The sequence below is a fragment of the Citrobacter sp. Cpo012 genome (genome assembly GCF_030333015.1).
In the GTDB taxonomy this organism is placed as follows: domain Bacteria; phylum Pseudomonadota; class Gammaproteobacteria; order Enterobacterales; family Enterobacteriaceae; genus Citrobacter; species Citrobacter portucalensis.
The window spans coordinates 198,506-212,572 of sequence record NZ_JAOWGR010000041.1 but is presented as its reverse complement, the minus strand read 5'-3'; the positions used below and the strand labels follow the sequence as shown (position 1 = coordinate 212,572).

11 protein-coding genes, 1 tRNA gene and 1 other RNA gene are annotated in these 14,067 nt (G+C 53.6%); 7 read left to right on the top strand and 6 right to left on the bottom strand.

Going from position 1 to position 14,067, the window contains the following annotated elements; genetic code table 11:
* Nucleotides 1-10: 10 nt before the first annotated feature.
* From OGX90_RS17185 to OGX90_RS17170, 4 genes are all read right to left on the bottom strand, one after another.
* On the bottom strand, nucleotides 11-949 hold the full coding sequence (locus OGX90_RS17185; protein ID WP_286624358.1) for a sugar kinase: 939 nt from the start codon (nucleotides 947-949) through the stop codon (nucleotides 11-13).
* Nucleotides 950-952: 3 nt separating this feature from the next.
* Nucleotides 953-1,702 carry a sugar phosphate isomerase/epimerase family protein gene (locus OGX90_RS17180; RefSeq protein ID WP_286624356.1) on the bottom strand — a complete coding sequence of 250 codons (750 nt, stop codon included), beginning with the start codon at nucleotides 1,700-1,702 and terminating at the stop codon, nucleotides 953-955.
* 99 nt (nucleotides 1,703-1,801) lie between these two features.
* Nucleotides 1,802-2,818 carry a LacI family DNA-binding transcriptional regulator gene (locus tag OGX90_RS17175; RefSeq protein ID WP_005133828.1) on the bottom strand — a complete coding sequence of 339 codons (1,017 nt, stop codon included), beginning with the start codon at nucleotides 2,816-2,818 and terminating at the stop codon, nucleotides 1,802-1,804.
* Nucleotides 2,819-2,922: 104 nt separating this feature from the next.
* On the bottom strand, nucleotides 2,923-3,585 hold the full coding sequence (locus tag OGX90_RS17170) for an OmpA family lipoprotein (protein WP_003827397.1): 663 nt from the start codon (nucleotides 3,583-3,585) through the stop codon (nucleotides 2,923-2,925).
* A gap of 159 nt (nucleotides 3,586-3,744) precedes the next feature.
* Between OGX90_RS17170 and OGX90_RS17165 the strand changes: the two genes are divergently transcribed.
* The gene (locus tag OGX90_RS17165) at nucleotides 3,745-6,078 is read left to right on the top strand and encodes a molybdopterin guanine dinucleotide-containing S/N-oxide reductase (RefSeq protein WP_234691912.1); all 2,334 of its coding nucleotides are present in this window, start codon (nucleotides 3,745-3,747) and stop codon (nucleotides 6,076-6,078) included.
* On the opposite strand, the gene OGX90_RS17160 is transcribed toward OGX90_RS17165, so the two are convergent.
* Nucleotides 6,047-6,487 (bottom strand): N-acetyltransferase, encoded by a 441-nt coding sequence (locus tag OGX90_RS17160; protein WP_008786424.1) that lies wholly within the window; start codon nucleotides 6,485-6,487, stop codon nucleotides 6,047-6,049. The two genes, OGX90_RS17165 and OGX90_RS17160, sit on opposite strands and share 32 nt — an antisense overlap.
* Nucleotides 6,477-7,046, bottom strand: a complete 570-nt coding sequence (gene tag, locus OGX90_RS17155) for a DNA-3-methyladenine glycosylase I (protein ID WP_003846107.1) — start codon at nucleotides 7,044-7,046, stop codon at nucleotides 6,477-6,479. Before tag ends, OGX90_RS17160 begins: the two co-directional genes overlap by 11 nt.
* 159 nt (nucleotides 7,047-7,205) lie before the next feature.
* Between tag and OGX90_RS17150 the strand changes: the two genes are divergently transcribed.
* The 6 genes from OGX90_RS17150 (at nucleotide 7,206) to dppA (ending at nucleotide 13,960) form a co-directional block, all read left to right on the top strand.
* Nucleotides 7,206-7,907, top strand: a complete 702-nt coding sequence (locus tag OGX90_RS17150; RefSeq protein WP_003827405.1) for an autotransporter outer membrane beta-barrel domain-containing protein — start codon at nucleotides 7,206-7,208, stop codon at nucleotides 7,905-7,907.
* Nucleotides 7,908-8,158: 251 nt separating this feature from the next.
* Entirely contained in the window at nucleotides 8,159-9,361 is a 1,203-nt protein-coding gene (locus OGX90_RS17145) for an L-lactate MFS transporter (RefSeq protein ID WP_020996062.1), read from the top strand.
* 210 nt (nucleotides 9,362-9,571) lie between these two features.
* Nucleotides 9,572-11,266, top strand: coding sequence for a kdo(2)-lipid A phosphoethanolamine 7''-transferase (gene eptB, locus OGX90_RS17140; RefSeq protein ID WP_032945323.1), 1,695 nt, complete (start codon nucleotides 9,572-9,574; stop codon nucleotides 11,264-11,266).
* Nucleotides 11,267-11,357: 91 nt separating this feature from the next.
* A tRNA-Pro gene (locus OGX90_RS17135) sits at nucleotides 11,358-11,434 on the top strand.
* 34 nt (nucleotides 11,435-11,468) lie between these two features.
* Nucleotides 11,469-11,601: non-coding RNA, RtT sRNA (locus OGX90_RS17130), on the top strand.
* A 751-nt stretch (nucleotides 11,602-12,352) separates the two neighbouring features.
* Complete coding sequence (dppA, locus tag OGX90_RS17125) at nucleotides 12,353-13,960, top strand: dipeptide ABC transporter periplasmic-binding protein DppA (protein WP_003827414.1); 1,608 nt, start codon at nucleotides 12,353-12,355, stop codon at nucleotides 13,958-13,960.
* Nucleotides 13,961-14,067 lie beyond the last annotated feature (107 nt).

Genomic DNA, 14,067 nt, shown 5'->3' with positions numbered 1-14,067 from the left:
GGCCGGGAGTTTATTCCCCTAATTGTTCACGTGTGGGTAATCCTTCGCTGTCGCCCTGAACCTGAATGGCCAGTGCGCCAATTTTATTGCCGCGTGTCACCGCCTGATGCAACGAGTGGCCTTCCAGCAGGGCGCTAATAACGCCCACGGCAAAGCCATCGCCTGCGCCGACCGTATCGACCACATTGTCGACTTTTACCGGTACCACGCAGCCTTGTTCGCCGCTGGCGGTTTTGTACCAGGCGCCATCAGCCCCGGTTTTGACGATCACGGCCTTAACGCCATGGCGCAGATAAAAGTCGGCGATGGCTTCAGGCGTCTGCTGACCGGTTAAAATCATGCCCTCTTTTAACCCGGGTAAAACCCAGTCAGCCTGGAATGCCAGCCGGTTCAGTTTTTCCACCATCTCGGCTTCGCTTTTCCACAATACCGGGCGCAAATTCGGGTCGAACGAGATGGTCTTCCCCTGGGCCTTCATGGTGCGGGCGGTATGCGCCAGTAGTTCATAAGAGCTGGCAGAAAGCGCTGCCGCTACGCCACTCAGGTGCAGGTGGCGCGCGCTGGCGAAATAGTCCTCGTGATAATCTTCAATGCTGAGGTGGCTGGCAGCGGAACCTTTACGGAAATATTCCACAATGGGATCGGTTCCATTTTCAACCTTAGATTTAAGCTGAAAGCCAGTAGCGTAACGCCCGTCCTGGGTGACTCCCTGCGCATCAATCCCTTCTTTTTCCAGCGACTTAACGATAAAACGGCCAAAGCTGTCGTTGCCAACGCGGCTCACCCAACCGACCTTCAGGCCCAGACGGGCAAGACCGGTCGCTACGTTAAGCTCCGCGCCTGCAACGCGCTTGATAAATTGCTCCACATCCGCCAGTTCGCCGGTTTGCGTGGCGACAAACATCGCCATCGCTTCACCAATAGTGACCACATCCAGTGAATTTTTCATGCGTTACTCCTCGCGTAACAGCTCGACGTAGCGGCGGGTAACCGCCACCAAATCCTGCCCTTCCAGGGGGAACTCAATGCCGCGTGGGACATCGTTGGGCAGCGTTTTTAGCAGCGCCAGCCAGCGCGGATCGGCTTCATCAGGCGGTACGGCGCGGTAGCTGTCGTGATATGCAACTGCGGCTTTGACATGGATATAGCCAACGGTTGACGCCAGGTTCTGCGCCGCCTGTTCCGGGGAGTCGCCCACCCACAGCCAGTTGCCCATATCGAAGGTTAGAGATATCGGCAGGTTTTGCGCCTGACAGGCTTCGTTAAAGCGCTGCATTGGCTGCAGGCGTCCGCAGTCGGTCTGATCGTTCTCGACAACCAGCTCCATTCCGCTGTTGTCCAGCCATTGGCGTAGAACGTCGAACTGTTCGGTATAGGAAAAATGGCCGAGGGAGACTTTTAACCACAGTGCCTGCAAGGCCTGCGCTTCCTCAAGTAGTTCTGGAAGACGGGGGTTGAGGTTACCGTCCTCAAGGAACAACGGTTCAGGCGCTGAGTAACAGGCCAGCAGGCCGAAGATTTCGATAGCAGAGGCCATCGTAGAGAGCGTTTTCAGCTCGGCGTCAGTTAATAGCTCGCGGCGGATTTCGACGCCGTCAGCACCGGCTTCAGCGATGATGGGCAGCATTGCCGTTTGCCCGCCTGCGGCCCGTACCTGGTCGTGGCCGTAAGCGGCGGTGACCACCATAATTTTTCTTTTCATGGAAACTCCAGACTAGCGTTCTTGTTATAACGCTAGATGGAACCGGTTCCAAAGAAAAGCCCATGATGTCGAATTTATGATCACCATCACGAAGGTAATTTAACGGGCGGTAGAGCCGCGCACGATCAGCTCGCCGGAGAAGACCTGTTCCTGAATGGCAGCGGAGCCGCCATCAATCCGGCGCACAACCTGCTCAACGGCGGTGTAACCAATCTGCCAGGTGGGTTGTTTCAACGTGGTAATACCGACGCCCGCCAGCTCAGCCCATTCCAGTTCGTCAAAGCCGAGTAAGCCAATGTCGCTCCCCCAGTTGAGGCCAATGCGTTTCAGGGCGCGGGCTACTTGTAGCGTGAGGGCACCGTTGGCAGAGATAACGGCTTTGCGCATTCCACGATGCTGCTGGTGAAACTGGCGCAGGGTGTCGTCCAGTTGCGTATTGTCCGTGAGCGGGACTTCGGCATTTTGCGCGATAACGCCGGGGTATTGCGCGAGCGTGGCGCGAAAAGCGCTCAGGCGTTCGCGGCGGGTATTCACCATGCCGAGTGGTTCGCTGAGGAACAGGATGGCTTCAAAACCTTGTTCGACCAGATGCTCGGTGGCAACCGTTGCCGCCTGGGTGTTATCCAGCCCGACCATATCACAGGCGAAATCGGGAATCTTACGGTCAATCAGCACCATCGGCAGCGCAGACTGTTGCAGGCGGTTCAGCCCCTCTTCGCGCATCCCGACGGCGTTGACCACTATCCCTTCGACCTGGTAGCTGCGCAGCAGGTCGAGATAATGCAGCTCCTGATCCACTTCGTTGTTGGTGTTACACACCAGCGGGGTAAAGCCTTTATCGCGACAGGCGGCTTCAATACCACTTAACACGTTGACGGAGTAGGGATTAGTAATATCGGCGATGATCAGGCCAATCAGGCGGGTACGACCATGTTTCAGGCCTCTTGCCATCAGGCTGGGACGATAGTCGAGATCGGCAATGGCTTGTTCAATGCGGGCCAGCAGCGCGTCGGAAAGCAGGTGCTTTTCACCGTTGAGATAACGTGAAATGCTGGTCTTGCCGGTTTTTGCAGCTTTCGCCACATCGCTGATGGTTGCCCGTGTTGATTTGCTCATCGCTGATTTCCCTGAATTTGGTGACAACACCTTAACGCGAAAATCAACGATGGCAAGTGCTTCATGCCGGATGGATACGGTCTGCTTCCATCCGGCACAAAACGTTACTGGATCGGGCTTAAGGTAATTTCTACGCGGCGGTTTTGCGCTTTACCTTCCGCTGTGCTGTTGCTGGCGATCGGATTTGCCGGGCCCATACCCTGAGTGCGGATGCGGTTAGCTGCGACCCCTTGAGTGATCAAGGCGCTGGCTACGGAGTCTGCGCGCTGCTGTGACAGACGCATATTCAGATCCTGGCTGCCGGTGCTGTCGGTGAAGCCCAGCACATTGACGGCGGTTTTATTGTACTCTTTCAGTACCATCGCCACGCCGGTCAGGGTGTTAGCACCCGCAGGCTTCAGGTTGGCGCTGCTGCTGTCGAAGGTGACGTTGTTTGGCATGTTCAGAATGATGTTATCGCCACTGCGTGTCACGCTGACGCCCGTTCCCTGCATTTTTTCGCGCAGTTTCGCTTCCTGCACGTCCATGTAATAGCCGATACCACCGCCAACGGCCGCGCCAGCCGCTGCGCCAATCAGTGCGCCTTTGCCGCGATCTTTCTTCGAAGAAGAGAGTGCGCCAATGCCCGCGCCGACCAGAGAGCCAATACCTGCGCCAATGCCGGATTTACCCGCTTCGCGTTCGCCGGTGTAAGGGTTTGTTGTGCAGCCAGAAACCGCCAGGGCGCCACTCACGATGGCAGCAATAACAAATACACGTTTCTTCATCTTAATTCCTTAATGACTTTTTCTTCTTTGCCACAGCGACCGTGGCGGTTGATTATGACGTGTGAACATGAAGAAAATTCCAGGGAAGACTCTGAAATTTGTAAGTAACATTGAACGGCATAATAAATAAGCCGTCACATCGCATTCAGGAGCGCCATCTTGGCTAATTCACCCGCACATTACTCGGTGTTAACCGCCGCCCACTGGGGACCAATCCTCGTCGACACTGATGGGGAGACAGTTTTCTCCTCGCGTGGCGCGCTGCCCACCACTCATCCCAACTCTTTGCAAACCGTGGTGCGCGACCAGGTTCACAGTAAAACGCGGGTACGTTTTCCGATGGTGCGTAAAGGGTTTCTCGCCTCGCCGGAGAACCCACAGGGCATACGTGGGCAGGATGAGTTTATTCGCGTCAGTTGGGACGACGCGCTGAATCTTATCCATACGCAGCATAAACGCATCCGTGACAGCTACGGCCCGGCCTCAATTTTTGCCGGTTCGTACGGCTGGCGTTCCAACGGCGTGTTACACAAAGCGGCGACCCTGTTACAGCGTTATATGGCGTTGGCGGGCGGTTATACCGGGCATCTGGGGGATTACTCGACGGGGGCTGCGCAGGCGATCATGCCGTACGTGGTGGGCGGGAACGAAGTTTACCAGCAGCAAACCAGCTGGCCGGTGGTGCTGGAGAACAGCGAGGTGGTGGTGTTGTGGAGCGCCAATCCGCTGAATACCCTGAAGATTGCCTGGAACGCGTCCGATGAGCAGGGCCTCGCGTACTTTGAGGCATTGCGCGACAGCGGTAAACGGTTGATCTGTATCGATCCGATGCGATCGGAAAGCGTCGATTTCTTTGGCGATAAGATGGAATGGATTGCCCCGCATATGGGGACCGACGTAGCGCTGATGCTGGGCATCGCGCATACGCTGGTGGAAAACGGCTGGCATGACGAGGACTTTCTCGCCCGGTGTACTACCGGATATGACCGTTTTGCCGACTATCTGCTGGGTAAATCTGATGATGTTGCAAAAACGGCAGAATGGGCGGCAGAGATTTGTGGCATTCCGACGGCGAAGATACGCGAACTTGCGGCGATATTTCACCAAAATACCACCATGCTGATGGCCGGATGGGGCATGCAGCGCCAACAGTATGGCGAGCAGAAACACTGGATGATTGTCACCCTGGCCGCCATGCTCGGACAAATCGGGACGCCAGGCGGCGGTTTTGGGCTGTCGTACCATTTTGCCAATGGCGGCAACCCAACGCGCCGGGCTGCGGTGCTGGCTTCAATGCAGGGCAGCGTTAAAGGCGGCACCGACGCGGTAGATAAAATCCCGGTGGCGCGAATTGTCGAAGCGCTGGAAAATCCCGGCGGTTTTTATCAGCACAACGGCATGGACCGCCATTTCCCGGACATCCGTATGCTGTGGTGGGCGGGCGGGGCTAACTTCACCCATCATCAGGACACTAACCGTTTAATTCGCGCCTGGCAAAAACCGGAGCTGGTGGTCATCTCGGAGTGTTTCTGGACCGCCGCAGCAAAGCATGCCGATATCGTGCTGCCAGCAACCACCTCCTTTGAGCGTAATGATTTGACCATGACTGGCGATTACAGCAACCAGCACCTGGTGCCGATGAAGCAGGTCGTACCGCCGCAGGACGAAGCGCGAAATGATTTTGATGTCTTTGCCGAGCTGAGTGAGCGCTGGGAAAAGGGCGGATATGAACGGTTCACCGAAGGTAAAAGCGAACTGGCGTGGTTGGAGACTTTTTACAATATTGCCGGGCAACGTGGGGCCAGTCAGCAGGTGACATTGCCGCCTTTCGCCGAGTTTTGGCAGCGCAACGCCCTGATCGAAATGCCGGAAAACGCCGCCAGCGCACAGTTTATCCGTTTTGCGGATTTTCGCTGCGACCCGCAGGCGCATCCGCTGAAAACGGACAGCGGCAAAATTGAAATCTACTCCGCGAGGATTGCCGGTTACGGCTACGCGGACTGCGGGGGACACCCGATGTGGCTGGAGCCGGATGAGTGGTTCGGTAACGCCGAACCGGACCAGCTACAGCTGCTTTCCGCCCATCCGGCGCACCGTTTGCATAGTCAGCTTAACTACAGTGCGCTACGTGAGCAGTACGCGGTAGCGGATCGTGAGCCGATAACGATTCATCCGCAGGACGCCCACGCGCGCGGCATTGCGGATGGCGATACGGTCAGGGTGTGGAACCAGCGCGGGCAAGTTCTGGCGGGCGCGGTGGTGACGGCGGGTATTAAACCCGGCGTCATCTGTATTCATGAAGGCGCCTGGCCTGATTTGGATCTCGCAGCGAACGGTATTTGTAAAAATGGCGCCGTCAACGTGCTGACCAAAGATCTCCCCAGCTCGAAGCTGGGGAATGGCTGCGCGGGCAATACTGCGCTGGCGTGGCTTGAAAAATATAGCGGACCAACGTTGGCGCTTACGGCGTTTGATCCGCCTGCCAGCCCATAATCCACGTGGGGTGGTGAGTCTCTTCCTGCCATGCGCCGTCTTCAATGCGAAAACCCAGCGCATGGTAGAAGTTCACCGCTGATTGATTCTTCTGGTAGACCTCAAGGCTGAGTATCGAAAAGCGCTGCTGGACATGCTGCACCAGCGCTTTGCCGATCCCGCTTCTGATGGCGGCAGGTGCGACAAATAGCGCGCCGAGAAAGCGGTCGTCAATCACGCTGGCAAAGCCTTTGAGCTCGCCTTCTTCTTCCCAAACCCAGGTTTGCGCGGCTGGCAGATAAACATCCCGCACCACGGATTCACTTTCGCGCCAGTAGCGCTCTTCGATAAATGGATGGGCATGGATTGTGCTTTCCATCCACAGCGCCAAAATTGACGGCAGATCGTCAGCCTTGGATTCACGAATCATGTTGTTCTCCCGGATAACAGATGCAGCTGGTGACATGGTCGTTGACCAGGCCGCACGCCTGCATAAAGGAGTAACAAATGGTGGTGCCGACAAACTTAAATCCGCGTTTTTTTAACGCTTTAGACAGCGCGTCTGACGCAGGCGTGGAGGTGGGAATATCGCTCAGGTTGGCGGCGCGAGTCACTTGCGGTTGGTTATCAACAAATGACCAGACGAATTCGCTAAACGACTCTCCGTTTTGCGCCATCGTCAGAAAAGCACGAGCGTTGCCGATAATGGCCTGAATTTTTCCGCGATGACGAATAATGCCGGCATCCAGTACCAGCCTTTCCACATCCTCTTCGGTCATGGCCGCCACTTTTTCCGGGTCAAAATGGTGGAAGGCGTGGCGATAGTTTTCCCGTTTCTTGAGCACGGTAATCCACGATAACCCGGCCTGCTGGCCCTCAAGGCAGATCATTTCGAACAGCTTTTTACCATCGGTTTCGGGGACGCCCCATTCCTTGTCGTGGTAGGCAATGTAAAGTGGGTCCTGGCTGACCCATCCGCAACGCTGCATATTCTTCCTCGCTGTTTTTACTGGCGTAAAAATTTCATTCGGCCCGCCTTGACGCGCCAGCTAAAAAGACAATATTTAATACAGGGCCTGATGGGCCCAATATCCTTCACACAATGACAATAATATCGCCGAATTCGGCTCTTTTCTGGAGTCGCGTTGATGATTATAAGAAACAGTAGTGGTCGCCAAAGGTTAACTCTGGCGAGCGTCGTAGTTTGTGCGCTGTCCATCAATACAGCATATGGCTGGCAACAAGAATATATCGTTGATGCGATGTCAGGGCATACGGCTGAACGTTATACATGGGACAGCGATCACCAACCACGTTATAACGACATTCTGGAAGAACGTATTCGTTCCACTCAGAACGTGGCGGGTCCCGTGGTGAATCTGGCGGATGAGACGCCTATGGATGCGACCAGCGGCATGAGTATGGGCTGGAACTTCCCGCTTTCAAGGCAGGTGACAACTGGTCCGGTTGCCGCACTGCATTATGACGGTTCAACCACATCTACTTACAACGAATTTGGCGATAGCGCGACTTCGGTAACGCAGAACGATCCGCTGTGGCATGCCAGCGTGAGCTCGTTGGGCTGGCGAGTCAATTCGCAGTTCGGTGATGTGCGACCGTGGGCGCAAATCAGCTATAACCAGCAGTTTGGCGAGAATATCTGGAAGGCGCAGTCGGGTCTCAGCCGCATGTCAGCAGCGGGTCAGGATGGTAACTGGGTGGATGTCACCGTCGGTGCGGATATGCTGTTGAACCCGCACATGGCGGCTTACGCAGCGCTTTCGCAGGCGGAAAACAGTACCAACAACAGCGACTATATGTACACCATGGGGGTGAGCGCCAAATTTTAACGTAAGTAATCAACATATAAACATCTTGATTACATGTTGAGATCAACAATCACACGCACTCCAGCGATAGCGTGTACTAACTCATGCGATAAAATTCAGTAACCCGACTTTTTGTCTCGTCATTCATTCCGCATTCCAGGCATTTCATTCCGTCCTGGCGGCATTTCATGCCGTTTTCTCCTGCTCATAAAAGCGCTTCGGTATGGTTGTTGGCAGAGAATTTCCCATTTTGTTTATGCAGGAAGACTGCCATGAAAACTTCTGATTATCAGCGTACCCGCTGGCTGACACTGATCGGCACCATCATTACCCAATTTGCTTTAGGTTCTGTTTATACCTGGAGCCTGTTTAACGGTGCGCTCTCTTCTAAGCTTGATGCGCCGGTGAGCCAGGTTGCCTTTTCCTTTGGCCTGCTGAGCCTCGGGCTGGCAATTTCTTCTTCCGTCGCCGGGAAACTGCAGGAACGTTTTGGCGTGAAACGCGTCACCATGGCCTCCGGTATTTTACTGGGTGTCGGCTTCTTCTTAACCGCCCACTCTGACAGCCTGATTATGCTGTGGCTGAGCGCCGGTGTATTGGTCGGTCTGGCGGATGGCGCAGGCTACCTGTTAACACTTTCCAACTGTGTAAAATGGTTCCCTGAGCGTAAAGGGCTGATTTCCGCCTTTGCCATCGGTTCTTACGGTCTTGGCAGCCTCGGTTTTAAATTCATCGACAGCCAACTGTTGAGCACTGTGGGTCTGGAAAAAACCTTCATGATTTGGGGCGCGATTGTGCTGGTGATGATCGTCTTTGGCTCCACGCTGATGAAAGACGCGCCGAATCAGGAAGTGAAAACGAAAAATGGCGTGGTTGAGAATGACTACACCCTGGCGCAGTCCATGCGTAAACCGCAGTACTGGATGCTGGCAGTGATGTTCCTGACGGCGTGTATGAGTGGGCTGTATGTGATTGGCGTGGCGAAAGATATTGCACAAAGCCTGGCGCATATGGATGTGGCAACGGCGGCAAATGCGGTTACCGTCATTTCTATCGCTAACCTGTCAGGTCGTCTGGTTCTGGGGATTCTGTCCGACAAAATCTCTCGTATTCGCGTTATCACCATTGGGCAGGTCGTTTCGCTGGTCGGTATGGCGGCACTGCTGTTCGCCCCGCTGAATGATGCGACCTTCTTCGCGGCGATTGCCTGTGTAGCATTTAACTTTGGCGGTACCATCACCGTGTTCCCGTCACTGGTGAGCGAGTTCTTCGGTTTGAATAACCTGGCTAAAAACTACGGCGTCATTTACTTAGGTTTCGGTATCGGCAGCATTTGTGGTTCCATTATCGCCTCGCTGTTCGGCGGTTTCTATGTGACCTTCTGCGTTATCTTTGCGCTGTTAATTATCTCGCTGGCACTCTCCACCACCATCCGCCAGCCACAGCGTAGCGTATATACCGAGGCGCACGCCTAAACCTATTAGTAGTCTGATTAATACCTGGCGCATATATTTACAAAAATATATGCGCCATTTGCATTCTCCATAAGCACTTTTTCACCCTCCTGTGGTCTACTTACCCGCGCCCGTAGACATTTCACCTCTGCTGTTGTCGCATTTTCCCCTGCCTGGTCTGTTTGACTACTGCACAGGGTGTTTTTATCCCGATTCCCAGGGTTTGTTTGCATGAGATACATTAAGTCGATGACGCAGCAGAAACTCAGTTTCTTGCTGGCAATCTATATCGGTTTGTTTATGAACTGTGCTGTATTTTTCCGTCGCTTTAGCGGATATGCGCACGAGTTTACCGTCTGGAAAGGACTCTCCGCGGTTGTTGAATTGGCCGGTACTGTGCTGGTGACCTTCTTTTTACTCCGACTTCTCTCGTTATTTGGCCGACGCGCCTGGCGTGTCCTGACAACCTTAGTGGTGCTGTGTTCTGCCGGTGCCAGCTATTACATGACCTTCCTGAACGTGGTAATTGGTTACGGTATTATTGCCTCCGTAATGACCACGGATATTGATTTATCGAAAGAAGTGGTTGGCTGGCATTTTGTCGTGTGGCTGGTTTCGGTCAGCATTTTACCGTTGGTTCTGATTTGGAGTAATCGCTGCCGCTATACCCTGATGAAACAGATCCGTACGCCTGGTATGAGATGGCGCAGCGTGGCGGTAGTTTTACTGGCTGGTCTGATGGTATGGGTCCCGATTCGCCTGCTGAGCATGCAACAGAGAAGCGTTGAGCGAGCAACGGGAATCGATTTACCCAGCTATGGCGGGGTAGTGGCGAATTCCTATCTGCCGTCAAACTGGCTCTCCGCGCTGGGTCTGTACGCCTGGGCACAGGTGGATGAATCCTCAGACAACAAATCGTTGATGAACCCGGCGAAGAAGTTTACCTATGTTGCCCCCAAAAACCTCGACGACACCTATGTGGTCTTTATTATCGGCGAAACGACCCGCTGGGATCATATGGGAATTTTTGGCTATGAGCGCAATACCACGCCAAGGCTCGCCCAGGAGAAAAATCTGGCCGCCTTCCGTGGATATTCCTGTGATACGGCAACCAAACTTTCGCTGCGTTGCATGTTTGTGCGTGAGGGTGGGGCAGAAGAAAACCCGCAGCGTACTCTGAAAGAACAAAACGTCTTCTCCGTGCTCGGCCAGTTAGGGTTCAAGACCGATCTTTACGCAATGCAAAGCGAGATGTGGTTCTACAGTAACACCATGGCGGAGAACATCGCCTATCGTGAGCAGATTGGCGCAGAGCCGCGCAACCGTGGCAAGAACGTTGACGATATGCTGTTGATTACCGAGATGCAGCAGTCTCTGCAAAATAATGAAGATGGTGGCAAGCATCTAATTATTCTGCATACCAAGGGCTCGCATTTTAACTACACCCAGCGCTATACCCGTGATTATGCGCAGTGGAAGCCGGAATGTGTCAATGTTGATAGCGGTTGCTCGAAAGCTGAGATGATCAACTCATTCGATAACTCGGTAACCTATGTTGATCACTTTATTACCAAAGTGTTTGATCAGCTACGCGATAAGAAAGCGATCGTGTTTTACGCCGCCGATCACGGTGAGTCGATTAACGAGCGCGAGCACCTGCACGGTACGCCGCGTAAAATGGCGCCACCTGAGCAGTTCCGCGTTCCTATGATGGTGTGGATGTCTGACAAATATCTGGAAGACCCCGACCATGCGAAGGCGTTTGCACATCTGAAGCAAGAAGCTGATATGAAGGTGCCGCGTCGTCATGTGGAACTGTACGACACCATTTTGGGTTGCCTCGGTTATACCTCGCCAAATGGCGGTATTAACGAGAATAACAACTGGTGCCGTATCCCGGACGCGAATAAGGCTACAGCCCAGTAACTGAGCTGCTGACTTTCTCGCCGATCAAATGGCATTTTGATACTAAGGGATTGACGGGCGTGCAGCTGAGCAGTAAGATGCGCCCCGCATTCGGTGATTGGCGCAGCCTGGTAGCGCACTTCGTTCGGGACGAAGGGGTCGGAGGTTCGAATCCTCTATCACCGACCAAATTAGAAAAGCCCGCTCTCTGAGCGGGCTTTTTGCATTCCGGAATCCACGAGGATGAGAACCTCCGGGGGCAAGAGGTTCGACTCGAGCGTAGCGAGAGAACGTTGCGTCAGCAACGGCCCGCAGGGCGAGCCACGCAGTGGCGAGTAATCCTCTATCACCGACCAAATTAGAAAAGCCCGCTCTCTGAGCGGGCTTTTTGCATTTGTGGCTTTTGTAGGCCTGATAAGCGAAGCGCCATCAGGCAAAACATCACGCTATAACAGACACTGCCGGATGCGGCGCAGGCGCCTTATCCGGCCTACAGGCGAAGCGCTGGCAGGGCGTATTTTTTGTTTTTCCGACCCCACGTTTGACCTTCATTTTATCTGCAAAAATTGTGCACCACTTCCCACTGACTGTTAACGATTCTGTGACATATTCCATTGCCTTTTTTTATATTTGCTTGAAACTTTTTTTGCGCTACTTATGGCTGAAGCTGGCATTTTCCGCTGTGCGTTTTAACGTTCATGGTATTAATCGCTCAGATATGCAGCATTAATTTAGAAAGTTTGAATAAATTGCATAAATGTTAATCACCAAATGTTGCGAAATATGAAGATGTTTATTCTGGCATAGTGCGCGTAGCACAAATTTCCCTGCTGAAAATGTCCTTCCGCACTTTTTTTAATCTTTGTTTGTGAATTCTCACCGTTGGCGTAAATCACGGTGACCTGTATTGACGTTTTCACATTCTGTTGACAGATTGTAGGGTATGAGGGGCATTTCATGGAGAATCCGCACTGCAACTCAGTCGCTTATGTGAACGGAATCCCCATCCTCTTAACGCCGACCCGGCCGGGTAAAAAACAAAAAAGGCCAGGCGGTGCAAACCCACTGCAAAGGGTAAAACAACAAACATCACATTGGAGCAGAAGAATGAGTATTTCCTTGAAGAAGTCAGGGATGCTGAAGCTTGGTCTGAGCCTGGTGGCTATGACCGTCGCAGCAAGCGTACAGGCTAAAACTCTGGTTTATTGTTCAGAAGGATCTCCTGAAGGCTTTAACCCGCAGCTTTTCACCTCTGGCACCACCTATGATGCCAGCTCCGTACCGATCTATAACCGCCTGGTCGAGTTCAAAACCGGTACGACTGAAGTGATCCCGGGCCTTGCTGAGAAGTGGGAAATCAGCGAAGACGGCAAAACCTACACCTTCCACCTGCGTCAGGGCGTGAAGTGGCAGGACAACAAAGAATTTAAACCGACGCGCGATTTTAACGCCGATGACGTGGTGTTCTCTTTCGATCGTCAGAAGAATGCCCAGAACCCGTACCATAAAGTCTCTGGCGGCAGCTATGAATACTTCGAAGGGATGGGTCTGCCGGATCTGATCTCCGAAGTGAAAAAAGTGGACGATAAAACCGTTCAGTTCGTGCTGACTCGCCCGGAAGCGCCGTTCCTGGCTGACCTGGCGATGGACTTCGCTTCTATTCTTTCCAAAGAATATGCTGACAACATGCTGAAAGCCGGTTCTCCGGAGAAAGTGGATCTGAACCCAATTGGTACCGGTCCGTTCCAGCTGCAGCAGTACCAGAAAGACTCCCGTATTCTGTATAAAGCATTCGAAGGTTACTGGGGCACCAAGCCGCAGATCGACCGTCTGGTCTTCTCCATTACGCCTGACGCTTCCGTGCGTTACGCCAAACTGCAGAAGAACGAGTGCCAGGTGATGCCGTACCCGAACCCGGCAGACATCGCGCGCATGAAGCAGGATAAAAACATCAACCTGATGGAGCAGGCGGGTCTGAACGTGGGCTACCTCTCTTTCAATACCGAGAAGAAACCGTTTGATGACGTGAAAGTCCGTCAGGCGCTGACCTACGCGGTAAACAAAGAAGCGATCATCAAAGCGGTTTATCAGGGCGCTGGCGTTGCCGCGAAAAACCTGATCCCGCCGACCATGTGGGGCTATAACGACGACGTTAAAGACTACACCTACGATCCTGAGAAGGCCAAAGCGCTGCTGAAGGAAGCTGGTCAGGACAAAGGCTTTACCGTTGAGCTGTGGGCTATGCCGGTACAGCGTCCATATAACCCGAACGCACGTCGTATGGCAGAAATGGTTCAGGCTGACTGGGCGAAAATTGGCGTTCAGGCCAAGATTGTGACCTACGAGTGGGGCGAGTATCTGAAACGCGCCAAAGCGGGTGAGCATCAGGCGGTGATGATGGGTTGGACCGGTGACAACGGGGATCCGGACAACTTCTTCGCGACCTTGTTCAGCTGTGCGGCAGCGAAAGACGGTTCTAACTACTCTCGCTGGTGCTACAAGCCGTTTGAAGACCTGATCCAGCCGGCGCGTGCGACCGACGATCACAACAAACGTATTGAACTGTACAAGCAAGCTCAGGTTGTTATGCACGACCAGGCTCCGGCTCTGATTGTTGCTCACTCCACCGTGTACGAACCAGTGCGTAAAGAAGTGAAAGGCTATGTGGTTGATCCATTAGGCAAACACCACTTCGAAAACGTCTCTGTCGAATAATTAAAAGCAATTAAGGAAGCGCTGCGCCCCGGTGTTGTGTAGGCCGGATAAGCGCAGCGCCCTCCGGCGTAATGCTTTACCCGCGATGCAGTTTGCGTGGGATAAGA